General features: G+C 68.3%; 20 protein-coding genes and 1 pseudogene. 11 read left to right on the top strand and 10 right to left on the bottom strand.

Annotation, left to right across the window (positions count from 1 at the left end; all coding sequences use genetic code 11):
* Window positions 1-59 precede the first annotated feature (59 nt).
* From ACT2FV_RS29075 to ACT2FV_RS29060, 4 genes are all read left to right on the top strand, one after another.
* The gene (locus ACT2FV_RS29075) at window positions 60-1565 is read left to right on the top strand and encodes a cobyric acid synthase (protein WP_444505248.1); all 1506 of its coding nucleotides are present in this window, start codon (window positions 60-62) and stop codon (window positions 1563-1565) included.
* A gap of 81 nt (window positions 1566-1646) precedes the next feature.
* Window positions 1647-1787, top strand: coding sequence for a hypothetical protein (locus ACT2FV_RS29070; protein ID WP_170296487.1), 141 nt, complete (start codon window positions 1647-1649; stop codon window positions 1785-1787).
* 163 nt (window positions 1788-1950) lie between these two features.
* Window positions 1951-2364, top strand: coding sequence for a DoxX family protein (locus ACT2FV_RS29065; protein ID WP_059604000.1), 414 nt, complete (start codon window positions 1951-1953; stop codon window positions 2362-2364).
* Between the two features lie 127 nt (window positions 2365-2491).
* On the top strand, window positions 2492-3151 hold the full coding sequence (locus ACT2FV_RS29060; protein ID WP_059603772.1) for a ParA family protein: 660 nt from the start codon (window positions 2492-2494) through the stop codon (window positions 3149-3151).
* 188 nt (window positions 3152-3339) lie between these two features.
* Here ACT2FV_RS29060 and panD read toward each other — a convergent pair whose 3' ends face one another.
* From panD to ACT2FV_RS29040, 4 genes are all read right to left on the bottom strand, one after another.
* Window positions 3340-3726 carry an aspartate 1-decarboxylase gene (gene panD / locus ACT2FV_RS29055; RefSeq protein ID WP_006484038.1) on the bottom strand — a complete coding sequence of 129 codons (387 nt, stop codon included), beginning with the start codon at window positions 3724-3726 and terminating at the stop codon, window positions 3340-3342.
* A gap of 41 nt (window positions 3727-3767) precedes the next feature.
* The gene (panC, locus tag ACT2FV_RS29050; protein WP_124901047.1) at window positions 3768-4607 is read right to left on the bottom strand and encodes a pantoate--beta-alanine ligase; all 840 of its coding nucleotides are present in this window, start codon (window positions 4605-4607) and stop codon (window positions 3768-3770) included.
* 258 nt (window positions 4608-4865) lie between these two features.
* Window positions 4866-5738, bottom strand: a complete 873-nt coding sequence (locus ACT2FV_RS29045; RefSeq protein ID WP_059527573.1) for a segregation and condensation protein A — start codon at window positions 5736-5738, stop codon at window positions 4866-4868.
* A 4-nt stretch (window positions 5739-5742) separates the two neighbouring features.
* Window positions 5743-5931, bottom strand: a complete 189-nt coding sequence (locus tag ACT2FV_RS29040) for a DUF3460 family protein (protein WP_044849219.1) — start codon at window positions 5929-5931, stop codon at window positions 5743-5745.
* A gap of 254 nt (window positions 5932-6185) precedes the next feature.
* On the opposite strand from ACT2FV_RS29040, the gene ACT2FV_RS29035 reads away from it, so the two are divergent.
* Together ACT2FV_RS29035 and ACT2FV_RS29030 are read left to right on the top strand one after the other, a co-directional pair.
* On the top strand, window positions 6186-8012 hold the full coding sequence (locus tag ACT2FV_RS29035) for an autotransporter assembly complex protein TamA (RefSeq protein ID WP_174920129.1): 1827 nt from the start codon (window positions 6186-6188) through the stop codon (window positions 8010-8012).
* A 28-nt stretch (window positions 8013-8040) separates the two neighbouring features.
* Window positions 8041-12087: a translocation/assembly module TamB domain-containing protein gene (locus tag ACT2FV_RS29030; protein ID WP_444505247.1), complete on the top strand. Its 4047-nt coding sequence runs from the start codon at window positions 8041-8043 to the stop codon at window positions 12085-12087.
* A 118-nt stretch (window positions 12088-12205) separates the two neighbouring features.
* Here ACT2FV_RS29030 and metG read toward each other — a convergent pair whose 3' ends face one another.
* Both metG and ACT2FV_RS29020 read right to left on the bottom strand, forming a co-directional pair.
* Window positions 12206-14362, bottom strand: coding sequence for a methionine--tRNA ligase (gene metG / locus ACT2FV_RS29025; protein ID WP_226116378.1), 2157 nt, complete (start codon window positions 14360-14362; stop codon window positions 12206-12208).
* 368 nt (window positions 14363-14730) lie between these two features.
* Entirely contained in the window at window positions 14731-15372 is a 642-nt protein-coding gene (locus tag ACT2FV_RS29020) for an OmpA family protein (protein ID WP_059603759.1), read from the bottom strand.
* A 352-nt stretch (window positions 15373-15724) separates the two neighbouring features.
* On the opposite strand from ACT2FV_RS29020, the gene apbC reads away from it, so the two are divergent.
* From apbC to ACT2FV_RS28995, 5 genes are all read left to right on the top strand, one after another.
* A complete protein-coding gene (apbC, locus tag ACT2FV_RS29015; RefSeq protein WP_151050147.1) occupies window positions 15725-16816 on the top strand; it encodes an iron-sulfur cluster carrier protein ApbC in 1092 nt (363 codons plus the stop codon).
* 133 nt (window positions 16817-16949) lie between these two features.
* The gene (gene sodC, locus ACT2FV_RS29010; RefSeq protein ID WP_444505246.1) at window positions 16950-17486 is read left to right on the top strand and encodes a superoxide dismutase [Cu-Zn]; all 537 of its coding nucleotides are present in this window, start codon (window positions 16950-16952) and stop codon (window positions 17484-17486) included.
* Between the two features lie 112 nt (window positions 17487-17598).
* The gene (dcd, locus tag ACT2FV_RS29005) at window positions 17599-18168 is read left to right on the top strand and encodes a dCTP deaminase (RefSeq protein ID WP_006398615.1); all 570 of its coding nucleotides are present in this window, start codon (window positions 17599-17601) and stop codon (window positions 18166-18168) included.
* An 81-nt stretch (window positions 18169-18249) separates the two neighbouring features.
* Window positions 18250-20529 (top strand): arginine/lysine/ornithine decarboxylase, encoded by a 2280-nt coding sequence (locus ACT2FV_RS29000; RefSeq protein WP_059603751.1) that lies wholly within the window; start codon window positions 18250-18252, stop codon window positions 20527-20529.
* Window positions 20529-21371 (top strand): lysozyme inhibitor LprI family protein, encoded by an 843-nt coding sequence (locus ACT2FV_RS28995; RefSeq protein ID WP_059603749.1) that lies wholly within the window; start codon window positions 20529-20531, stop codon window positions 21369-21371. Before ACT2FV_RS29000 ends, ACT2FV_RS28995 begins: the two co-directional genes overlap by 1 nt.
* Before the next feature lie 89 nt (window positions 21372-21460).
* Here ACT2FV_RS28995 and ACT2FV_RS28990 read toward each other — a convergent pair whose 3' ends face one another.
* The 4 genes and pseudogenes from ACT2FV_RS28990 to ACT2FV_RS28975 form a co-directional block, all read right to left on the bottom strand.
* On the bottom strand, window positions 21461-22144 hold the full coding sequence (locus ACT2FV_RS28990) for an HAD family hydrolase (protein ID WP_444505245.1): 684 nt from the start codon (window positions 22142-22144) through the stop codon (window positions 21461-21463).
* A 94-nt stretch (window positions 22145-22238) separates the two neighbouring features.
* The gene (gene argH, locus ACT2FV_RS28985; protein WP_124621635.1) at window positions 22239-23648 is read right to left on the bottom strand and encodes an argininosuccinate lyase; all 1410 of its coding nucleotides are present in this window, start codon (window positions 23646-23648) and stop codon (window positions 22239-22241) included.
* A 111-nt stretch (window positions 23649-23759) separates the two neighbouring features.
* A pseudogene (locus ACT2FV_RS28980) lies at window positions 23760-23993 on the bottom strand (FimD/PapC C-terminal domain-containing protein); the annotation flags it as partial.
* A gap of 43 nt (window positions 23994-24036) precedes the next feature.
* Window positions 24037-24846: a helix-turn-helix transcriptional regulator gene (locus ACT2FV_RS28975; RefSeq protein WP_124901053.1), complete on the bottom strand. Its 810-nt coding sequence runs from the start codon at window positions 24844-24846 to the stop codon at window positions 24037-24039.
* Between the last annotated feature and the right edge of the window lie 64 nt (window positions 24847-24910).

Below are 24910 nucleotides of genomic sequence, written 5' to 3'. Positions count from 1 at the left end.
CGCACGCGTGGCGGCGCGGGCGATAATGCGGCCTTTGCTTCGCCACGACCTTGCATACGATGAACGCACCCGAACCGCAGCCGCGCGGCACGTTGATGATCCAGGGCACGACGTCCGACGCGGGCAAGAGCACGCTCGTCGCGGGCCTGTGCCGCCTCGCGCGTCGCGCGGGCGCGCGCGTCGCGCCGTTCAAGCCGCAGAACATGGCGCTGAACAGCGCGGTGACGGCCGATGGCGGCGAGATCGGCCGCGCGCAGGCGTTGCAGGCGCTCGCCGCGGGTGTCTTGCCACATACCGATTTCAACCCGGTGCTGCTGAAGCCGACGAGCGATCGCGGCGCGCAGGTGATCATCCACGGCAAGGCGCGCATGAACCTCGATGCGCGTGCGTACCACGACTACAAGCCGGTCGCGTTCGACGCGGTGCTCGAGTCGTACGCGCGGCTGCGTGCCGGCTACGACACGGTGCTCGTCGAAGGCGCGGGCAGCCCGGCCGAAATCAACCTGCGCGAAGGCGATATCGCGAACATGGGCTTCGCCGAACGCGTGGACTGCCCGGTCGTGCTGGTGGCCGACATCGACCGCGGCGGCGTGTTCGCGCACCTGGTCGGCACGCTCGCGTGCCTGTCGGACAGCGAGCGCGCGCGCGTGCGCGGCTTCGTGATCAACCGCTTTCGCGGCGACATCAAGCTGCTCGAACCGGGCCTCGACTGGCTGCGCGCGCAGACGGGCAAGCCGGTGTTCGGCGTGCTCCCGTACCTGCACGGGTTGATGCTCGACGCGGAAGACATGCTGCCATCGCAGGCGCGCAGCGCCGCCGCCTTGCGCGGCGACGCCGGCGTGCTGCGCGTGGTGGTGCCCGCGCTGCCGCGGATCAGCAACCATACCGATTTCGATCCGCTGCGCGCGCATCCGCAGGTCGAGTTCACGTACTGGAAGAGCGGCCCGGTGCCCGATGCCGACCTGCTGATCCTGCCCGGCTCGAAAAACGTGCAGCGCGATCTCACGTGGTTGCGCGACGCAGGCTGGGACGCGCTGATCCGCCGGCACCTGCGCTATGGCGGCAAGGTGATCGGCATCTGCGGCGGCATGCAGATGCTCGGCCGCACACTGGACGATCCGCTCGGCCTCGAAGGCGCGCCCGGCAACATGCCGGGGCTCGGGCTGCTCGATTTCGACACGACGCTGCAGCCGGACAAGACGCTGAAGAACGTGACCGGGCATCTCGCGCTGCCCGGTGCGGCCGCCGTGCACGGCTATGAGATCCATATGGGCGACACGCGCGGACCCGCGCTCGCGTCGCCCGCGCTGGAACTGGCGGCGGGCGACGCACCGGGCGGCGTGCGCACGGACGGCGCACGGTCGGCCGACGGGCAGATCCTCGCGACCTACGTGCACGGGCTGTTCGACGCGCCCGACGCGTGTGCGGCACTCCTCGCGTGGGCGGGGCTCGACGGGGCGGAGCGCATCGACTATCCGGCGCTGCGCGAGGCGTCGCTGGAGCGGCTGGCCGATTCGTTCGCCGAGCATCTCGACCTGCGCGCGCTGTACGCGGAGTTCCGCTGACGCAGGGCGTGCCTGGCCTGGCATTTTGCGGCGGAGCGTGTACAACTCAGATGGGCGGAGGTCCGCCGAAGGAGCGCGACGATGAAGGCTCGATGGTGGTTGGGCATGCTGCTCGCGGCGCTGCTGGGCGCGTCGGCGGTGGCGCATGCGTGCGACTCGTACGCGCCGGGCGGCGGCCCGGCCGGTTCGGGTGACGCCGCGCAAGGCAAAAGCGGCGGCTGACGTTAGTCGCCAATACTGGCAGCGGGGCATGATCGGTCATGCCCCTTTTTACGCCGCAATTCGTTCCTGCGGGGAATCAGTTAAAGCCGTATCGCGTGTTTATTGACCGAATTGATTCGAATAGAGTGCGATCCATTCTCATCCACTCATGAAGGAATTCGCCATGACCCCGCATCGCCTGAACGATCTCGGCGCGACGCTGCTGCGCGTCGCACTCGGTGTGCTGTACCTCGCGCACGTCGCGCAGAAGGTGTTCGTCTTCACGCTGCCCGGCACCGCGCAGTTCTTCGCGTCGATCGGCCTGCCGGGCTGGCTCGCGTATGTGACGACGTTCGTCGAACTGGCCGGCGGCCTTGCGCTGCTCGCGGGCTTCCGCGTGCGTATCGCCGCGCTGGTGCTGCTGCCGTTCATGCTCGGCGCGGTGTCCGCGCATCTGCCCAACGGCTGGAGCTTCGCGTCGCCGAACGGCGGCTGGGAATATCCGGCGTTCTGGGCCGTCACGCTGGCCGTGCAGGCGCTGCTGGGCGGCGGCGCATTCGCGCTCGGCGCACCGCGTGCCGCGGCGCGAACCGCTTGAAAGGGGGCGCGCATCGGCGCAACCCGTTCCGGTGACACCCCGTTTGCCGATATCATCGCTCCCTGTATCCGCAATCGAGCGGCGCCTGCCAGGCGGCAGGTGCCGCGCGGCTTTTTCGGGGGAATTCATGACGGTCATCGTGGTGGCAAATCCGAAGGGCGGCGTGGGGAAAAGCACGCTGTCCACCAATCTTGCCGGCTATTTCGCGGCGCAGGGCGCATGGGTCGCGCTCGCCGATCTGGATCGGCAGCAGTCCGCGCATGCGTGGCTCGACCTGCGGCCGGCCGGCCTGCCGGCGATCGAGGCGTGGAGTCTCGATCCGGACGCGCCGTCGAAGCCGCCGCGCGGCCTCGAATATGCGGTGATCGACACGCCGGCCGGCCTGCACGGCAACCGGCTGAACGTCGCGCTGCAACTCGCCGACAAGGTGATCGTGCCGTTGCAGCCGTCGATGTTCGATATTCTCGCGACCCAGCAGTTTCTGGAGCGCCTCGCCGGCGAAAAGGCCGTGCGCAAGGGCAGCGTCGAGGTCGGGATCGTCGGGATGCGGGTCGACGCGCGCACGCGCTCGTCCGACCAATTGCACCGTTTCGTCGAAGGGCTCGGGCTGCCGGTGCTCGGCTACGTGCGCGACACGCAGAACTACGTGCAGATCGCCGCGCACGGCCTGACGCTGTGGGACGTCGCGAAAAGCCGCGTCGAGAAGGATCTCGAACAGTGGCGGCCGATCGTCGAATGGGCCGAGCGTCGCGCGCCGAAAGCGGAGAAGGTCGCCAAGGCGTCTTGATCGCCGATGGCCGAATACCCGCGAGGCCAGGTGCGGCAGGGTGAATGAAGAAGGGCCTGATCCGGCATCGTGACGGATCAGGCCCTTCCTCTTCCTGCATATGCGACTGCGCGGCGCCGGCCGTCACGGCGCGTGGGCGCGCCGCGGCAGCGATCCGGCGCGTCGCGACACGCCGGCCGCGGCGTGGATCAGGTCCAGTTCTGCGTCGGCACGTGATCGCGGTGGCCCTTGATCTTGTTGCCTTCGTCGATGAACACGAGCTTCGGCTTCCAGCCGGCTTGCAGCTCGGCTTCATCGACCATCGCGAACGCCGCGATGATCACGAGGTCGCCGAGTTGCGCGCGGCGAGCGGCCGAGCCGTTCAGCGAAATCATCCCGCTGCCGCGCTCGCCCTTGATCGCGTACGTCGAGAAGCGCTCGCCGTTGTTGATGTTCCAGATGTCGATCCGTTCATTTTCGATGAGGCCCGCCGCTTCGAGCAGGTCTTCGTCGATCGCGCACGAGCCTTCGTAATGCAGCTCGCAGTGCGTGACGGCCGCGCGGTGGATCTTCGATTTGAGCATATGGCGCTGCATGGTATCTCCGTGATGCGTGAGAGGCGAGGGCGGGCGGCCCGTCAGATTTCCAGGTTGTCGATCAGGCGCGTCGCGCCGAGTTTCGCGGCCGCGAGCACGACGAGCGGCTCGCCGGCTTCGAGTTCGGCGGCGCTCGGCGCGATCAGGTTCGCGCGGCGGCGGATCGAGATGTAGTCGGGCGCCCAGCCGCGCTCGGCCAGGTGCGCGCGCGCGGTCTGCTCGAGCCTGCCGAGGTCGCGCTCGCCGCCGAGCACGCTGTCGCGCACGCGCTGCAGCGTCTTCGCGAGTTCGGGCGCTTCCTTGCGCTCGTCGGTCGTCAGGTAGCGGTTGCGCGACGACAGCGCGAGGCCGTCCTCGTCGCGCACGGTCTCGGCCGCGACGATGTCGACCGGCAGCGCAAGCTGCTGGCACATCCGGCGCACGATCATCAGCTGCTGGTAGTCCTTCTTGCCGAACACGGCGACGCGCGGCTGCACGCACGACATCAGCTTCGTGACGACCGTGCACACGCCGGCGAAGAAGCCCGGGCGAAACTCGCCCTCGAGAATCCCGCCGAGATCGTCGGGCGGCAGCACGCGGTACTCCTGCGGCTCCGGATACATGTCGCGCTCGGTCGGCGCGAACAGCACGTAGACGTTTTCCTTCTGCAGCTTCTCGATGTCGTCCTGGAGCGTGCGCGGATATTTGTCGAAATCCTCGTTCGGGCCGAACTGCAGCCGGTTGACGAAGATGCTCGCCACGACCGGGTCGCCGTGCTGGCGCGCGAGGCGCATCAGCGACAGGTGACCTTCGTGCAGGTTGCCCATCGTCGGCACGAACGCCGTGCGGTTCTGTCCGCGCAACTGGTCGCGCAGTTCCTGGATCGAGCTGATGACTTTCATGATCGGGTAGCGGGTTCCTCGCGCAGGCGCGCGTTGGCGCCGCAACAGCGGCGTCGGGGTCGAAGCGGAGAACGCCGGCGCGCGGGCGGCGCATCGGGCGTCGGCGGATTGTAGAGGATTTGGCCGCCGGGCGCATCGAAAAAAGTACGATCGTTCACTTTTTGATCGGGCGCACCGCGAGCGAGCCGCGCCGGCGGGCCCGGCGGCAGGATGCGGTGCATTTCGGTGTGCGGGGTGGCGCGGGCGCAGCGGCGCGCCTTACGCGGGCAGGTACGCGAGGCGCACGTAGATCGGCGCGAACGGTTCGGCCTGCGTGATCTCGACGAGCGATTCGCGCGCGAGTTCGAGCATCGCGATGAAGTTCACGACGACGACTGGCACGCCGCGCGACGTGTCGAACAGGTCGGCGAACTCCATGAAGCGTGCGTTTTGCAGCCGGCGCAGGATCAGGCTCATGTGTTCGCGCACCGACAACTCCTCGCGGGAGATCTTGTGGTGCTGGACGAGCTTCGCGCGCTTGAGCACGTCGGCCCATGCGGCGCGCAGGTCGTCCGAATCGACGTCCGGAAAGCGCGGCGTGATGCTCTGCTCGATGTAGACCTCGGCCCGCAGGAAGTCGCGGCCGAGCTGCGGCAGCTGGTCGAGGCGTTGCGCGGCGAGCTTCATCTGCTCGTATTCGAGCAGGCGGCGCACGAGTTCCGCGCGCGGATCCTCGGCTTCCTCGCCGGTATCGGCCTTCTTGACCGGCAGCAGCATTCGCGACTTGATCTCGATCAGCATCGCGGCCATCAGCAGGTATTCGGCCGCCAGCTCGAGGTTCGACGTGCGGATCTGGTCGACGTAGCCCAGATATTGCGCGGTGACCTGCGCCATCGGGATGTCGAGCACGTTGAAGTTCTGCTTGCGGATCAGGTACAGCAGCAGGTCGAGCGGGCCTTCGAACGTCTCGAGGAACACCTCGAGCGCATCGGGCGGGATGTAGAGATCCTGCGGCAGCTTGAAGAGCGGCTCGCCGTACAGACGTGCGAACGCCGCGACACCGTCAACCGTGTCGGGCGTCGAATCGGCGCCCGCGGGCGCGGCAATCGCGTCGTCCTGCCGGGCGGCGCTGGCCTCGTCGGCGGCGCTCACGTCGTCAGAAGTTCTGGTAGTAGACGTAGGACGTTTGCTTCACGCGCGATTCCTGCTGCTCGGCGCGCTCGTCGAGGTCGATCGGCTGCTTGTCCCACAACAGCGAACGGCCCTTGCGCTGCTCTTCTTCGAGCGTCGGCTTCTGTTGCTTGAGCTGGTTCAGGAATTGCGTGACGTCGGACTGGTACGGCATGGCTTGGCTTTCCGTTTCGGGCGGCGCACGACGCGCCGGGTTCGCGATGGCGGGATTTTACCGCATCGCGGGGAACAGCCGGCGGCAATCGCGCGTCGAATCCGCTGGCCGACACCCGCGGCCCGACCGGCCGGGCCCGCGCGCGCTTCGTTGCGTCCTGGCGTCAAAGCGGTGCCCGTGCGGGCAGAGCCGTCGCCCTGTGGTCAAATACGGGGTTTTCCACACAATCACGACAACCGAGGACGAGGTCATATTTGGCGGGTCAGGTGAACCAGCAGGCACATACGGCGCATGAGGCGAGCCCGCGCGCGGCGCTTCACCGCGGTCGTCGCGCGCGGCGCGGCGCCGGCGCGGCGGCCCGGGCAGCCCTCGTGGGCTGTCTCGCCGCGTTCGTGGTGCTGCCGGCTTACGCGAAGTACGACGTCGACATCGACGCGCCGCGCGCGATCCGCAAGCTCCTCGAGGCCCATCTCGACATCGCGCGCTTCGCCAAGCGCGACGACATCAGCGACGACCAGTTCGACTTCCTCGTGACCGCCACGCCGCAGCAGGTGCGCGACCTGACCGCGACGGCCGGCTATTTCTCGCCGGTCGTGCGCACCGACGTGCGCACGCGCGACGGCAAGCGCGACGTGCGCGTCGCCGTCGATCCGGGGCCGCAGACCGTCGTGTCGACGGTCGACCTGGCATTCAAGGGCCCGGTCGGCACCGAGGATCCGAAGCAGGAGGCCGCGACCCGCTTCGCGTTCTCGCTGAAGCCGGGCGACCCGTTCACGCAGTCCGACTGGGACGGCGCGAAGGGGGCGGCGCTCAGGCAGTTGCAGTCGCGCCGCTACCTGGGCGCGAAGATCGCGTCGTCGGAGGCGCGCGTCGATCCACGCACGCAGCGCGCGACGCTGGCCGTCACGTTCGACAGCGGCCCGACGTTTACGATCGGCAAGGTCGACGTCGACGGCGTGCGCCGCTATCCGGAAAAGATCGTCACGAACGTCAATCCGCTGTCGGAAGGCGAGATCTACGACGTGCAGCGGATCACCGAGCTGCAGCGGCAGTTGCAGAACACGCCGTACTACGCGAGCGTCGCGATCGACGTCGGCGACGATACGGCGAAGCCCGAGCGCACGCCCGTGCACGTGAAGGTCAGCGAGTTTCCGTACAACAACATCCGCGGCGGCGTCGGCTATGCGACCGATACGGGCCCGCACGTGCAGGGCTCCTACACGTATCTCGACACATTCGGCGCCGCCTGGCCGCTCACCGTGTCGGGCCGGCTCGACCAGATCCAGCAGTACGGCCAGGTCCAGCTGTCGATGCCGCCAGGCCAGAAAGGATGGACCAACAGCGTGCTCGCGTCGTACACGAACACCAACGTGTCGGACACGCGCATCTACAGCGCGCGGGTCGGCGTGCAGCGGACACGCACCGGCCAGTTCATCGACTACGCGTACTCGCTGATGTTCTACCAGGACCGGCTCGACCAGAACGGCGCCGGCCCGACCACGAGCCGCGCGCTGGTGCCGCAATGGGCATGGACGCGCCGCAACGTCGACGATCCGCTGTTCCCGCGCTCGGGCAACCTGATTCACGCGGAGGCCGGCTTCGCGATCAAGGGCGTGCTGACCGATCAGACCTTCATCCGCGGTTACGCGCGCGGCCAGCAGTACGTGCCGATCGGCAAGCGCGACCTGTTCGTGTTCCGCGCGGAGCTCGGCGGCGTGTTCACGAGCGGCAGCTCGAGCGGCGTGCCGGCGTCGCTGCTGTTTCGCGCGGGCGGCTCGAATTCGGTGCGCGGCTATGGCTACCAGAGCATCGGCAACAGCGTCGACGGCTCCGTGCTGCCGACCAAGTACCTGATGACGGGCACCGCCGAATACCAGCACTGGTTCAACCGCGACTGGGGCGCCGCGACCTTCTTCGACATCGGCACCGCGACCGATGCGTGGGGCGAGCGCGTGTTCTACCCGGGCGTCGGCATCGGCGCGCGCTGGCGCAGCCCGGTCGGCCCGATCAACGTCGACGTCGCGTACGGACTGCGCAACCACAGCGTGCGCCCGTACCTGACGCTCGGCATCGCTTTCTGACCTTGTTGCACGAGCCACGACGAACCGCATGACGAAGGATCCGAACGACACGCCGCCGCCCAACGATCCGGACTCGCCCGAGCGCGCGCCGGACGCGCCGCCGCGCCGCGTGGGTTGGGGCCGGATCGCCGCGTGGGCGCTCGTGACGGTCGTGCTGCTCGTCGTGCTGGCGGCCGGGCTCGTGCTGGCCGCGGCGACGACCGAGCGCGGCACGCGGCTCGCGTGGCAGGCGGCCGTGCGCGTGCTGGGCGGCCGGCTGGCGGGCACGCTCGAAGGCGGTTCGCTCGCAACCGGCGTGCGCGTGCGCGGCTTCGCGTGGACGAGCCCCGGCGGCGCCGGCACCGAAGTGCGGATCGACCGGCTCGACGGCCGCTGGGCGCTCACCCGCGCGCCGTGGCGGTTGTCCGTTGACTACCTTCGCGCGGGCACGATCGATGTACGGATCGCGCCGGGTCCGTCGACGCCGGCCGCGACGCCGCAGGACCTGAGCCTGCCGCTGCAGTTGCGGATCGACGACCTGCGCGTCGATCACCTGGCGATTCACGAAGGTGGGTCGACGACCCAGCTCGACCATCTCGCGTTGAACGGTCGCAGCGACGGCCGTCACCATGAACTCGCGCTCGACGGCGTCGACACACCGTACGGCGCGCTGACCGCCCGCGCGAAGCTCGACGGCGTGAAGCCGTTCGCGCTGACGGGCAACGCGACCTACGTGGGCAAGCTCGCGAACGAACCGGTCAACGCGAGCGCGAACGTATCGGGTTCGCTCGAAGCGCTCGTCGCCGACGTCGCCGCGAGCGGGATGAAGCTGAACGGGCGCGCGCACGTCGAGGCCGCGCCGTTCGGCGCGGTGCCGCTCACGCGTGCGTCGCTCGCGTTCGATCACGTGAACCCGCAGGCGATCGCGCCGGGCGCGCCGGCCGCCGATCTCGCGGTGCGCGCGGAGCTGGCGCCCGTGACCGCGCCGGCCGGCGCCGCACCGGCGAAGGGTTTCGCGGTGACCGGCCCGGTGTCGATCGTCAACGCGAAGCCCGGCACGCTCGGCGAGCACCTGCTGCCCGTCGTCGACGCCCATGCGACCGTCAATCTCGACGCGCACGCGCAGCGGATCGACGGCCTCGCGCTGAAACTGATCCGCGACGGCAGCGTGACCGGCAACGGCACGCTGACGGGCGGCAAGGGCCGCTTCGACCTGAAGGTCGCGAACCTCGACCTCAATGCGTTCGTCGCCGAATTGCGGCCGATGCGCCTCGGCGGCCCGCTCGGCGTGACGCTCGCCGGCGACGTGACGACCGTCGACTTCAACCTGAACGATCCGAAGCTTGCGCTCGGCGCGCGTGCGAAAGTCGCGCTGACGTCGCAGCAGACGGCGCTGACCGATGCGCGCGTGACGGCGGGCAAGGGCCGTATCGACCTGACCGGTGTGTTCCGTCACGACGCGCATTCGAGCTACGACGCGAAGGCGACGCTGACCGCATTCGATCCGCTGCTGCTCGCCGCGATGAGCGCGCCGGGCGCGGGCGGCGGCAAGCCGGCCGCCAGAACGGCGAAGACAGTAGCGAAGGCGCCGGCCAGGCGCGGCGAGACGCGCGTATCGGGCACGCTGACGGCCTCCGGCGCGTTCGAGCCGCAGGTGTCGACGAAGGCGACCTTCAAGCTCGGCGACAGCCTCTACGACGGCGTGCCGCTGACCGGCGCCGGCGTCGTGCAGCTCGTCGGCGCGCGGATCCTGCCGAGCAACGCGAACCTGACGATCGCGGGCAACCACGTCGACCTGCGCGGCAGTTTCGGCGCGCCGGGCGACCGGCTGCGCTTCGTCGTCGACGCGCCCGAGCTCGACCGGCTCGGCTTCGGCGTGCAGGGCCTCGTGCAGGCGCAGGGCGAGCTGACCGGCAGCTTCGCGCATCCGAACGTGACGGCCACCTACAAGGCCCAGCACGTCGTGCTCGGTTCGAACCGGATCGGTGCCGCGCAGGGGCGCGCCGACATCCGCGACGGCGCGCACGGTGCGCTCGTATTCACGGCCGACGCGACCGACATCGCGCTCGGCTCGCTGCAATTGAAATCGCTACGCGCGAATCTCGACGGCACGCGCGCGAAGCATACGCTCGACGCGTCGGCGATCGGGACGGCCGGCGGCCGCGTGATCGACCTGACGTTCGCGGCGAACGGCGGCGTGGTCGAGAATCGCGACGGGATGCGCTGGGACGGCACCGTCACGCGCCTCGCAAACCGCGGCACGCCGGCAGTGGCGCTGCTCTCGCCGCTCGCCGTGTCGGCCGGGGCCGGCCGCGTGACGCTCGGCGCGACGCGACTCACGCTCGAAGGCGCCGCGATCGACCTGAAGTCGTTCGTGTTCGATCACGGCCAGGTGCGCTCGGCAGGCACCGTGCGCGGCGCGTCGGTCGCGCGCTTCCTCGAGATTCGCCAGGAGCTGACGGGCCAGCGGCCGCCGCTGCGCACCGACGTCGTGCTCGATGCCGACTGGGATTTCTCGCTCGGCGCGAACGCGACGGGCTACGTGCAGGTGAAGCGGCGCGGCGGCGACGTGACGATCGAGACCGGGCGCGGCATCGCGTCGCTCGGGCTGACCGACCTGTCGGCGCGCGCGAGCTTTGCGCCGGGCAACCGGCTCAACGTGGTGGCGCTGGCGAAGGCGAACCGGGTCGGCACGCTCGACGCGAACGTCACCGTGCCGTTCGCGCTGCGCGACGGCGTGTTCGGCGTCGTCGACGACGGCCCGCTGGCGGGCCGCATCGACGCCGACATCCCGTCGCTGAAGGCGACCGGCAACCTGTTCGGGCCGAGCTATCTGCTCGGCGGGCGCGCGGCGCTGAAGCTGACGGTCGCTGGCACGCCGGTGAAGCCGAACGTGTCGGGCATGCTGACGGGCGACGATCTGTCCGCGACGCTCGTCGACCAGGGCGTGCAGCTGAAGGACGGCATCGTGCGCGTGAAGCTTGCGGAGAACCTCGTCGAATTCCAGCAGGTCGAGTTCCATGGCGGCGACGGCACGCTGCGCGCGATCGGCCGTGTGCGTCTCGACGGCGAGGCGTCGGACCTGACCGCGAGCATCGTCGCCGACAAACTCGAACTGTTCGCGGCGCCGGACCGCAAGCTGTCGCTGTCGGGCAAAGCGACCGTCGCGAACGACGGGCCGCGCGGCGCGCTGTCGATCGACGGCAAGTTCGTCGTCGACCGTGCGCTGTTCGACCTGCCGGAAGACGCGGCGCCGCACTTGTCCGACGATGTCGTCGTGGTGCGACCGGACGGGACCGTGCGCGGCGAGACGCCGACCGGCACGGCGGTCGCGAAGCCGCAGAAGGTCGAGGACAAGCCGGCGCCGTCGCTCGCGCCGCGCGCGAACATCGACATCGGCCTCGGCAACAACTTCCGCTTCAAGGGACACGGCGCGGATCTCGGGCTGCGCGGCACGATCACCGTGATGAGCGCGCCTGGCGTGCCACTGCGCGCGATCGGCAACGTGCGCGTGACCGAAGGGTCGACGTATACGTCGTTCGGCCGCAAGCTCGCGGTCGAGAACGGCTTCTTCACGTTCAACGGCCCCGTGTCGAATCCGGGCGTGAACATCCTCGCCATGCGGCGCAACCAGGAGGTCGAGGCCGGGGTGCAGGTTACCGGCACGATCCAGGCTTTGACGGTCAAGCTGGTGTCGGAACCCAACGTCACCGACAACGAAAAGCTGTCGTGGCTGCTGTTCGGGCACGGCACCGACCAGGGCAACAACGTCGGCCAGCAGGGCACGATGACGGCGGCGCTCGCGCTGCTCGGCAGCGTGACCGGCAAGCGCGTCGCGCAGACCTTCGGCCTCGACGAATTCTCGATCGGCCGCAGCGACGTCGGTCTGACCGATCCGCAGGTCATCCAGGTCTCGAAGGCGATCAACGAGCGTTTCGTGCTCGGCTTCGAGCAGGGCCTCCAGTCGGCGAGCAACGCGTTCAAGGCGACGATCAACCTGACGCGCTTCTGGTCCGTGTCTGCATACGGCGGCACGTTCCAGGGCGTCGACCTGAACTACACGCGGCGCTTCGATCGCTGGTTCAGCCGGCGGTGACGGCACGCGCTTCGACGCGCATCGGAATCGTCGTCGCGACTCGCACCGTCGTCGCGCATGAAAAAAGCCCCGCACGTATCGTGCGGGGCTTTCGTGCGCAACTGGCGGCGCGTGCTGCTTACTTCACGCGCATGCCGGGCTTCGCGCCGCTGTGCGGCTCGAGGATGTAGAGGCCCGGCTCGGCTTTCTCGTCGGCGGCCGACGCGGCGAGCACCATCCCTTCTGACAGCCCGAACTTCATCTTGCGCGGCGCGAGGTTCGCGACCATCACCGTCAGCTTGCCGATGAGCTGCTCGGGCTGGTACGCGGACTTGATGCCCGAGAACACGTTGCGGGTCTTTTCCTCGCCGATGTCGAGCGTGAGCTGCAGCAGCTTGTCCGAGCCTTCAACGGCCTGGCACGCGACGATCTTCGCAATGCGCAGGTCGACCTTCGCGAAATCGTCGATCGAGATCGGACCGTCGTCGGCACCGTTCGCGGCGGCGGCCTTCGCGTTCGCCTTGGCGTTCTTGCCTTCCTTCGCGGCGTTGGCCGCGCTCGCGGCAGCGGCGCCGGTGGCCTCGGCCTGCAGCGAATCGCGGTTCGCGGCGAGCAGCGCGTCGATCTGCTTCGGATCGACGCGCGTCATCAGGTGCTGGTACGCCTTGATCGGCTGCGCGGACGACAGCGGTTTCGCGGCGTCGGCCCACGTGAGCGGCGCGATCCCGAAGAAGGTCTCGACGGCTTCGGCCACGCGCGGCATCACCGGCTTCAGCGCGAGCGACAGCAGGCGGAATGCCTCGAGGCTCACGCTGCAGGTTTCGTGCAGCGCGACCGCGTTGGCCGGATCCTTCGCGAGTTCCCACGGCTTCGCGCCGTCGACGTACGCGTTCACTTCGTCAGCGAGTTCCATCGTCTGGCGCAGCGCGCGGCTGTATTCGCGCGCTTCGTAGTGCGCGGCGATCGCGGGAATCGCATCGCGCAGCTTCGCGACGAGCGGATGGTTCATCGCGCTGTCCTGCACGCGGCCGTCGAAGCGCTTGAGCAGGAAGCCGGCCGCGCGGCTCGCGATGTTCACGTACTTGCCGACGAGATCGCTGTTCACGCGCGCCTGGAAATCGTCGAGGTTCAGGTCGATGTCTTCCATCGTCGCGTTCAGCTTCGCGGCGAAGTAGTAGCGCAGCCATTCCGGGTTCAGGCCGGTGTCGATGTAGCTCTGCGCGGTGATGAACGTGCCGCGCGACTTCGACATCTTCGCGCCGTCGACCGTCAGGAAGCCGTGCGCGAACACGTTGGTCGGCGTGCGATGGCCCGAGAACTCGAGCATCGCCGGCCAGAACAGCGTGTGGAAATACAGGATGTCCTTGCCGATGAAGTGGTACTGCTCGGCGGTCGAGCCCGACCGGATCCACGCGTCGAAGTCGATGCCCTTGCGGTCGCACAGGTTCTTGAAGCTTGCGTAATAACCGACCGGCGCGTCCAGCCACACGTAGAAGTACTTGCCGGGTGCGCCAGGGATCTCGAAGCCGAAGTACGGCGCGTCGCGCGAGATGTCCCAGTCGGCGAGGCGGGCTTCGCCGGCGTCGCCGAGCCATTCGCGCATCTTGTTGGTGGCTTCAGGCTGAGCGAGGCCGCTGACCCATTCGCGCAGGAACGACTCGCAGCGCGGGTCGGACAGGCGGAAGAAATAGTGCGTCGACGTCTTGCGCACCGGCGTCGCACCGGACACGACCGAATACGGATTCAGCAGTTCCGTCGGCAGATAGGTCGAACCGCACACTTCGCAGTTGTCGCCGTACTGATCCTTCGCGTGGCACTTCGGGCATTCGCCCTTGATGAAGCGGTCCGGCAGGAACATTTCCTTGACCGGGTCGTACGCCTGCTCGATCTCGCGCTCGGCGATCAGGTCGTTTTCCTTCAGCGCGAGGTAGATCTTCTCGCTCAGCACGCGGTTCTCGTCCGAGTCGGTCGAGTAGAAGTTGTCGAACGACACGCCGAAGCTGTCGAAATCGCGCTTGTGCTCGGTCCACACGCGGTCGATCAACTGCTTCGGCGTCAGGCCTTCCTTCTCCGCGCGCAGCATGACCGGCGTGCCGTGCGTGTCGTCGGCGCCGATGTAGTAGACCTCGTGGCCGTGCATTCGAAGCGTCCGCACCCAGATGTCGGTCTGGATGTACTCGACCAGGTGGCCGATGTGGATCTGGCCATTGGCATAGGGCAGTGCGGACGTAACGAGGATCTGGCGGCTGCCTTGCGGCGCCGCAGCCTGCACGGAAGTGAGGTCGGATGCGGACATAGGGTCTGTAGAAGAACGGCGGAAACGACGGAAACTGCGATTCTAGCAGGGGCGCGGGCAGGTCAGCCGGCGCGGGCGCCATGGCGCGGACGCAGGAAGGGGCGGGGCCGCCGTGGCGGCTTGCCCGGTGGCGCAATGCTGCGGCGCAGCATACGAATTCCGGGCAAAAAAAACCGGGGCGGATTCGGCCCCGGAGCAACAACGACAAGAGGAGAATGGTGACGCGCCGGCTGCGCCAGCCGCGTACCGTAAAGACAGACCGCAGGCCGCGACAGAAGTTCGAAATTTTTTTCGATTCGTTACGGATCCCGCTGGAAGCCTTGAGCGGCGGGGGCGCGCGCCCCCGTTTCCTCCTCTCGCGGCGATGCTTACTGCTGTGCTGCGCGCAGGTAGATCTCGACGCGGCGGTTTTGCGCACGGCCGGCTTCGGTCGCGTTGTCCGCGATCGGGTTCGACGGGCCCATGCCTTGTGCCGACAGGCGGCCGCCGGCGACGCCGCGCTGCACCAGTGCGTTCACGACGCTCTGTGCGCGGTTCTGCGACAGCGTCTGGTTCAGCTGTGCCGAGCCCGTGCTGTCCGTGTAGCCGACGATCGATGCCGTCACTTGCGGGTTCTGGTTCAGCGTCGTGGCCAGGTCGTTCAGCAGCGGCGTGAAGGCCGGCGTGATCGCGTACTGGTTCGTCGCGAACGTCACCGAGCTCGGCACGTTCAGCTTCAGCGAGCCGTCCGGCTGCTCGGTCACCTGCGTGCCCGTCTTGGCTGCCGACGGCGCGAGCTTGTTCTTGATCGCTTGCCAGTTGTAACCCGTCACGCCGCCGACCAGTGCGCCGACGCCCGCGCCGATCGCCGCGCCCTTGCCGCCACCGGCCAGCGCGCCGATGCCCGCGCCCAGCGCCGCACCCGTGCCGGTGCCGACGGCCGTATTGCTGCCTTGCTGCGTGGCGCAGCCTGCCAGCAGCGCGCCGGCGAGTGCGAAGACGGACAGGCGAGTCGCGATTTTCATGTTCATCTTGGATTCCTCTCTTGGTTGAACGAGTCGACAACGACGACAAACAACAGTTACGGCTCCCTGCACGGACGCCCGAAAAAGGAAGGGCAGGCCCGTGCCGCGGTAGCCGCCGAGGCGGCCGCATGCCCTGTTCGCCAGCGGGGCTGTTCCGGACAGGGCGACGCATCAGCCTCTACAATATAGGCGGTTAGTGGCCGATTTGGCCCTATAGCATGCCGCACGCGAAGATTGCTCCGACGCGCGCCTTCGCGCAATGGCGTGCAACAGATTCTTTCACTTTTCCCGATTTTCGCAGCGTTATTTGATATTTCTTGACGTTTGCGCGCGAGAAAAACGTTTTCACGGAGTTTCAATGAGCATTGACCGGGCACAAGTCGACGCCGCACTGGCGGCTGTCGTCGACCCCAATACCGGCCGTCCGTACGCGGCGAACAAGGGCGTGCGCAACGTCGCGATCGACGGCGACGTCGTGGCGGTGGACGTGGTGCTCGGCTATCCCGCGCGCAGCCAGCATGACGACGTGCGCGCACGCATTGCCGATGCGCTGAAGGCCGTGCCGGGCGTGCGCGACGCGCGCGTCGCCGTGTCGCAGGAGATCGTCGCGCATACGGTGCAGCGTGGCGTGAAGCTGCTGCCGAACGTGAAGAATATCGTCGCGGTCGCATCGGGCAAGGGCGGCGTCGGCAAGAGCACGACGGCCGTGAACCTCGCGCTCGCGCTCGCCGCGGAAGGCGCGTCGGTCGGCATTCTCGACGCCGACATCTACGGTCCGTCGCTGCCGACCATGCTCGGCATTCACGGCCAGCGCCCCGAGTCGCCGGACAACCAGTCGATGAATCCGCTGGTCGGCCATGGGCTGCAGGCCAACTCGATCGGCTTCCTGATCGAGGAAGACAACCCGATGGTGTGGCGCGGCCCGATGGCGACGTCGGCGCTCGAGCAGCTGCTGCGGCAGACCAACTGGCGCGAGCTCGACTACCTGATCGTCGACATGCCGCCGGGCACGGGCGACATCCAGCTCACGCTCGCGCAGCGCGTGCCGGTGACGGGCGCCGTGATCGTGACGACGCCGCAGGACATCGCGCTGCTCGACGCGAAGAAGGGCCTGAAGATGTTCGAGAAGGTCGGGATTCCGATCCTCGGTATCGTCGAGAACATGAGCATCCATGTCTGCTCGAACTGCGGCCACGAAGAGCACATCTTCGGCGCGGGCGGTGCCGAGCGGATGGCCCGGGATTATGGTGTGAACGTGCTCGGCAGCCTGCCGCTCGACATCGCGATCCGCGAGCGCGCCGACAGCGGCACGCCGACGGTCGTGGCCGAACCGGACGGCGCGCTGGCGCGGCGCTACCGCGATATCGCGCGCGGGGTCGCGCTGGCGATCGCCGAGCGCGCGCGCGATATGACGTCGAAGTTCCCGTCGATCGTTGTTCAAAATACGTAAAACCCTTGCGGGGCGGGGCCTCACGCTGTTTACGGCGCCGCGAGGCGCGGTATCATGGCGACTTTTCCCGGGTCCCTTTACCCGCCCGGCATGGCCGCCGTGTCGAACGGCCGCCAACCGGCATGAGGATCGAATGAACCAACGACATCACGGCGTGCACGCCGGCCGCGCGCGGCGCGCGCTGCTGGCCGCCGCCGCGCTGGGCCTGCTGGCCGGCTGTACCTCTTTTTCCTCGTCGCACGAAAAGCGCGCCGACGCGCAACTGCAGCCGACCGTCGGCTCGCAGGCACGCGGTGCGGTAACGTTCGTCGAACGCCCGGACGGCGTCCAGGTCACGTACAACCTGGCCGGCCTGCCGCCGAACAGCGATTACGCGCTGCAGGTGCACGAGCGCGGCGACTGCAACGCGGGCGACGGCTCGAGCGCCGGCCAGGTGTTCGCGCCGGCAGCCGACCGGCTGCGCGCGGGCGCGCGGGTCGCCGGCGATCTCGGCAACATCCATGCGGATGCGAACGGCGTGGCGGCGGGTTTCATCATCGCGCCCGATCTGGCCCTCGACGGTGTGCGCTCCGCGCTGAATCGCGCGGCGCTGGTGCACCGCGACCCGAGCGACCCGGCGTTTCCGCGGCACGGCGCGGGGCCGGCGCTCGCGTGTGGCGTGATCCGATGACGCACGCCGCATGCGCGGGCCGATGATCGCGTAAAATGTGCGCCTTTCCCGGCCGCGGCCTCGCGGGTCCGGCCCTCACCGACTGTCACGCAGCGTTTCCAGGCGCCCTGTTATGAGCATCAAGTCCGACAAGTGGATTCGGCGCATGGCCGAAGAACACAAGATGATCGAGCCGTTCGTGCCCGATCAGGTTCGCGCGTCCGAGGACGGTCGCAGGATCGTCAGCTACGGCACGTCGAGCTACGGCTACGACATTCGCTGCGCGGACGAATTCAAGATCTTCACGAACATCAATTCGACGATCGTCGATCCGAAGAACTTCGACGAGGGTTCGTTTGTCGATTTCAAGGGCGACGTGTGCATCATCCCGCCGAACTCGTTCGCGCTGGCCCGCACCGTCGAATATTTCCGCATCCCGCGCACCGTGCTCACCGTCTGCCTCGGCAAGTCGACGTACGCGCGCTGCGGGATCATCGTCAACGTGACGCCGTTCGAACCCGAGTGGGAAGGCTACGTCACGCTGGAATTCTCGAATACCACGCCGCTGCCCGCGAAGATCTACGCGAACGAAGGTGTCGCGCAGGTGCTGTTCTTCGAAAGCGACGAAGTGTGCGACGTGTCGTACGCCGATCGCGGCGGCAAGTATCAGGGTCAGCGCGGTGTCACGCTGCCGAAAACCTGATCTGGTTGCATAACGTCTCACCAGTTTCCGGGTGACCGCTGCGCGTGACGCGCCGCGGTCGTTCTTTTTGGAGAATCGCCCATGAAGTTTCGTTTCCCCGTCGTCATCATCGACGAAGATTTCCGCTCCGAGAACATCTCGGGCTCCGGCATCCGGGCGTTGGCCGAAGCGATCGAGAAGGAGGGCGTCGAAGTCCTCGGCCTCACGAGCTACGGCGATCTGACGTCGTTCGCGCAGCAGTCGAGCCGCGCGTCGTGCTTCATCCTGTCGATCGACGACGACGAACTCATGCTCGGCGAAACGGGCCCGGACGGCGAGCTGCCCGAGCTCGCGACCGCGATCATCGAGCTGCGCGCGTTCGTCACCGAAGTGCGCCGCCGCAACGCGGACATCCCGATCTTCCTGTACGGCGAAACGCGCACGTCGCGCCACTTGCCGAACGACATCCTGCGCGAACTGCACGGCTTCATCCACATGTTCGAGGACACGCCGGAGTTCGTCGCGCGCCACATCATCCGCGAGGCGAAGGTCTATCTCGACTCGCTCGCGCCGCCGTTCTTCAAGGAGCTGGTGAAGTACGCGGACGAAGGCTCGTACTCGTGGCACTGCCCGGGCCACTCGGGTGGCGTCGCGTTCCTGAAGAACCCGCTCGGCCAGATGTTCCACCAGTTCTTCGGCGAGAACATGCTGCGCGCCGACGTCTGCAACGCGGTCGACGAACTCGGCCAGCTGCTCGATCACACGGGCCCGGTCGCGGCGTCCGAGCGCAACGCGGCGCGCATCTTCAGCGCGGACCACCTGTTCTTCGTGACCAACGGCACGTCGACGTCGAACAAGATCGTCTGGCATGCGACGGTCGCGCCCGGCGACATCGTGCTGGTCGACCGCAACTGCCACAAGTCGATCCTGCACGCGATCACGATGACGGGCGCGATTCCGGTGTTCCTCACGCCGACGCGCAATCACTTCGGCATCATCGGGCCGATCCCGCGCGACGAATTCAAGCCGGAGAACATCCGCAAGAAGATCGAGGCGAACCCGTTCGCGCGCGAGGCGCTGCGCGAGAACCCGGACATGAAGCCGCGGATCCTGACGATCACGCAGAGCACGTACGACGGCGTCGTCTACAACGTCGAGATGATCAAGGACCTGCTCGGCGACCTGCTCGACACGCTGCACTTCGACGAAGCGTGGCTGCCGCACGCGACGTTCCACGACTTCTACCGCGACATGCACGCGATCGGCGACGGCCGTCCGCGCACGGGCGCGCTCGTGTTCGCGACGCACTCGACGCACAAGCTGCTCGCGGGCATCTCGCAGGCGTCGCAGATCGTCGTGCAGGATTCGGAGAACCGCACCTTCGACAAGCACCGCTTCAACGAGGCGTACCTGATGCACACGTCGACGAGCCCGCAGTACGCGATCATCGCGTCGTGCGACGTCGCGGCCGCGATGATGGAACCGCCGGGCGGCACCGCGCTCGTCGAGGAATCGATCGCCGAGGCGATCGACTTCCGCCGCGCGATGCGCAAGGTCGACGCCGAATACGGCGACGACTGGTTCTTCAGCGTGTGGGGGCCGGACAACCTGTCGGCAGAAGGCATCGGCTCGCGCGAGGACTGGATGCTGAAGCCGAACGACCACTGGCACGGCTTCGGCCCGCTGGCGGAAGGCTTCAACATGCTCGACCCGATCAAGGCGACGATCATCACGCCGGGGCTCGATGTCGACGGCGAGTTCGGCGAAACGGGCATTCCGGCCGCGATCGTCACGAAGTATCTGGCCGAGCACGGGATCATCGTCGAGAAGACCGGCCTGTACTCGTTCTTCATCATGTTCACGATCGGCATCACGAAGGGCCGCTGGAACTCGATGGTGACCGAGCTGCAGCAGTTCAAGGACGACTACGACAACAACCAGCCGCTGTGGCGCGTGCTGCCGGAATTCGTCGCGCAGCATCCGCGCTACGAGCGCGTCGGCCTGCGCGACCTGTGCACGCAGATCCACGACGTGTACCGCGCGAACGACATCGCGCGCCTGACGACGGAAATGTACCTGTCGGACATGGAGCCGGCGATGAAGCCGTCGGACGCGTTCGCGAAGCTCGCGCACCGCAAGATCGACCGCGTGCCGCTCGACGAGCTCGAAGGCCGCGTGACGAGCATCCTGCTCACGCCGTACCCGCCGGGCATCCCGTTGCTGATTCCGGGCGAGCGCTTCAACAAGACGATCGTGAACTACCTGCGGTTCGCGCGCGACTTCAACGAGCGCTTCCCGGGCTTCCACACCGACATCCACGGCCTCGTCGCGGAAGAGGTGAACGGCCGCGTCGAGTACTTCGTCGATTGCGTGCGCGACTGATGGCGACGCAGGGACGAATCCGGACGATGCGTGCGGCGTTGGCCGCGCTCGTCGTCTGGGCGGCAGGGGCGGCCGGGCTGGCGGGCGTGGGTGTCGCACACGCGGAAGTCGCGGCGGCCGATCCGATCGACGTCGCGATGCGGCAGTGTCTCGCGCGGCGCGACCGGTCGTCGACGGCCGGCCAGATCCAGTGTATGGGCGAAGCGCAGCAGCAGTGGCAGGCGGTGATGGACGGCGCGTACCAGCGCCTGTCGAAGAATGCGCCGGCCAACGTGAAGCGCGGCTGGCAGGACAGCCAGCGCCGCTGGGTCACGTGGCGCAAGGATGAAGTTCATCTGCTGAAAGCCGTGTACGACACGACGCGCGGCACCGCGTACGCGATGTCGAGCGCCGACATGCAGTTGCAGCCCGTGCGCGATCGCGCATTGGCGCTGCGCGCGGCGGCCGACCGCTATGCGCTGCCGCCTGCCGCCGTGCCGGTGGCGGCCACGAGCGGTGCGCAAGGCGACACCCAGGGCGGTGCGGGCACGGCGCCGGGCACAGCCGCGCCAGCCGGCGGCAAGCCGGCGAACGCGCCGCGCGATTCGGCGATAAGCCGCGTGCGGCCGTGTGTGCAGGATGCCGCGTGCGAGCACGCGCTGTTCGATTTGAACCGCTATTACCAGAAGCTGCGTCGCAAGATGCCCGCGCATTCGGCCGCGACACTCGTGCGCGCGCAGCGCGCGTGGGTCGCGTTCAGCGATGCGACGGCGCCGCTCGTCGGCGAGGACGGACGCGTCGACCTGATCGGCGCGCGCATCGCGACGATGAAGCGGCTGTCGGAGACGGCCGGCAACAACTGACGATCGCCGCGACGCCGGTCATTCGGCGCGGCAACGGAAAACGGGCACCCGAGGGTGCCCGTTTGCATATGGCGTGCCGCGAGCGGCGCCTACCCGGGCTGCTGCGTGTCCAGGCGGCCGAACCACGACGGCACGAACGCGACCGCATCGTCGAGCGACGCGAGCACGTGCAGGCTCAGCGCGACGATCTCGGGCGTCGGTGCCTTCAGGTCGGGCACGGTGACGACCGATGCGCCTGCGCCGGCGGCCGATTGCGCGCCGAAGTCGCTGTCCTCGAACGCGACGCACGCGTGCGCCGGCACGCCGAGGCGTTCGGCCGCGAGCCGGTACACGGCCGGGTCGGGTTTGCCGCGCGCGACTTCGTCGCCGCCCGCGATCGCGTGGAAGAACGGCAGCACGCCGACCGCGTCGAGCCGCGCACGGATCACGTCGCGCGCGGACGACGATGCGACCGCGCACGGAATGCCGGCCTGCGCGAGCGTCTCGAGCAGCGCCAGTGCGCCGGACTTCAGCGGAAATTTCGGATGAGGTTCGGGCGCGGCGAGCCGTTCGCGCACGAGGGTGCGCACGGCGTCGAACGTGTCGGTGTCGCCGATCAGCCGCGCGAGAATGACCTGGCCCTCGGCGAACGAGCGGCCGACGATCTGCAGGTAGTCGATCTCGGTCAGCACGACGCCGTGCGCGGTCGACACGTCGATCCACGTGTTCATGATGGTCCGCTCGGAATCGATGAGCAGGCCGTCCATGTCGAAGAGCGCGGCGGAGAAGGTCATCGGCGGTATCCGGGAAGCGGGAAGGGCGTCGGGCGGCACGACGGCCGCCCGAGTGAAAGACGGACGCCGAAGGCGCCCGTCCGGGCCGGCAGGCTTACTTGTCGAGCGCGGCGCGAGCGGCCTTGACCGCCGCACGCACTTGATCGGGCGCGGTGCCGCCCGGATGGTTGCGGCTCGCGACCGAACCTTCGAGCGTCAGGTAGCCGAACACGTCGTCGCCGATCAGGTGCGCGACGTTCGGCAGTTCCTGCTTCATTTCGTCGAGCGAGAGGTCGGCGAGGTCGATTCCGCGGTCGTCGCAGATCTTCACCGCGTGCGCGACGGCTTCGTGCGCGTCGCGGAACGGCAGCCCGCGCTTCACGAGATAGTCGGCGAGGTCGGTGGCGGTCGAGAAGCCCTGCAGCGCGGCCGCGCGCATCGCGTCCGGCTTCACCGTGATGCCGGCGACCATCTCGGCGAAGATCCGCAGCGTGTCGGCGACCGTGTCGACCGTGTCGAACAGCGGTTCCTTGTCTTCCTGGTTGTCCTTGTTGTACGCGAGCGGCTGGCCCTTCATCAGCGTGAGGAGCGCCATCAGGTGGCCGTTCACGCGGCCCGTCTTGCCGCGTGCGAGCTCGGGCACGTCCGGGTTCTTCTTCTGCGGCATGATCGAGCTGCCGGTGCAGAAGCGGTCGGCGATGTCGATGAAGCCGACGCGCGGGCTCATCCACAGCACGAGTTCTTCGGAGAAGCGCGACACGTGCGTCATCACGAGCGCGGATGCCGCCGTGAATTCGATCGCGAAGTCGCGATCCGACACCGCGTCGAGCGAGTTCGCGCAGATGCCGTCGAAGCCGAGCGTCTTCGCCACGGCATGACGGTCGATCGGGTAGCTGGTGCCGGCGAGCGCGGCCGCGCCGAGCGGCAGGCGGTTCACGCGGGTGCGGCAGTCGCGCATGCGCTCGGCGTCACGCGTGAACATTTCGACGTACGCGAGCAGGTGATGGCCGAACGTGACCGGCTGCGCGACCTGCAGGTGCGTGAAGCCCGGCATGATCGTGTCCGCATTCTTTTCAGCGAGGTCGATCAGCGCGCCGCGCAGGTCGTTCAGGAGGCCGCCGATGCGGTCGATCTCGCCGCGCAGCCACAGACGGATGTCGGTCGCGACCTGATCGTTGCGCGAGCGGCCCGTGTGCAGGCGCTTGCCGGCGTCACCGATCAGCGCGGTCAGGCGCGCCTCGATGTTCAGGTGGACGTCCTCGAGATCCAGCTGCCATTCGAATTCGCCGCGCTCGATCTCGCCCTTGATCTGCGTCATCCCGCGTTCGATCGCGGCGAGGTCGTCGGCGCTGATGATCTTCTGCGCCGCGAGCATGCTCGCGTGCGCGAGCGAGCCGGCGATGTCGACGAGCGCGAGGCGCTTGTCGAAAAACACCGACGACGTGTAGCGCTTGACCAGCTCCGACATCGGTTCCGAGAAGCGGGCCGACCAGGCCTCGCCCTTTTTGTGCAGTTGGGACGTCATGGCGATTCTTCGAAGGGGAGTTGGGCGGCGTGCGCCGCCGAGGGAATCCCGCAATTCTAGCATTCGCGGGGCTGGCGGCCGGCGCGCGCGTCGGCCGCGAACGGGCGCGGATTACCGGGGGCCGCAGGTCAGCGGTCCGATCCGCGGCAGCGTGCCGTCGTCCGGGCGCCGGTACGCGAATTCGACGGCGCAGTCGCGGCCGCCGCCCGAGATTTCGAGGTGATTGTTCTGGACGAGGCCGTCGACGAAGGTCAGGCCGTCGTAGCCGACGATCGTGCGCTGGCCGCTTTCGACGTGGCGAACGTCGAGGCCGGGCGGCAGCGGCGTGCCGTCCGGCGCGCGCAGCGTCTGCGCATCGATCACCGCGACGATCAGCTTCTGAGCCGCCTCAATCGCGCACGAGCACGACCAGCTTCAGGTCTTCGCGGTGCGCGGGCTTCAGCGTGATCTGCTGGTACACGAGCCGGCCGTCGACCGGATGGTCGAACTCGCGCAGGCCGCCTTCGCGCTCGAACACGTCCTGCGACGCCCAATACTGCGCGAATGCATCGCTGCCGGCCATCAGCGCGTCGATCAGCGCGCGGGTCGGCGCATCGGCGAGGTGGCGGATCGAGTCGGCGCGGAATTCGGCCGCGAGCCGGCGCGCGCGGGTTTCCCAGTCGACGATCAACGTGCGCGCGGCCGGCGCCATGAACGTGAAGCGCAGCAGGTTGCGGTCGTGCTCGCCGTCGAGCCAGCCCGTGAACAGCGCTGCGGCCGGCGCGTTCCATGCGAGCGCGTTCCATTGCCGGTCGAGCACATATGCAGGCGTGGCGATCGCGGCGACGGTCGCCGCGAGCGTGGGCGGCAGGTCGCCAGCCGCGACATCGGGCTCGGCCGGATCGCGCTGCGCGGCCAGTTCGAACAGGTACGCGCGTTCGGCCTTCGACAGTTGCAGCGCGACGGCGATCCGCGCGAGCGCATCGGCCGACGCCGACACCGGGCGGCCCTGCTCGATCCACGTGTACCAGGTCGGGCTGACGCCGCACAGCTGCGCGACTTCCTCGCGCCGCAGCCCCGGCGTGCGGCGGCGTGGGCCGGGCGGCAGGCCGACGGCCTGAGGCGACAGCCGTTCGCGATGCGCGCGGATGAATTCGCCGAGGGCGCGGGCGGGTGTGGCGTCGAGCGGCGGGGTGGGGGCGGAGGACGGCTGGTTCATGCGGAAACGGCTGAAACGACAAAAAGGGGCGCGCGACGCGCGGCGTAGATCGGGCCGGAAATCA

The organism is Burkholderia sp. PR2, from assembly GCF_052372875.1.
Lineage (GTDB): Bacteria > Pseudomonadota > Gammaproteobacteria > Burkholderiales > Burkholderiaceae > Burkholderia > Burkholderia diffusa.
The sequence above is the reverse complement of the archived record's forward strand: the minus strand, read 5'-3'. Positions and strand labels throughout refer to the sequence as shown.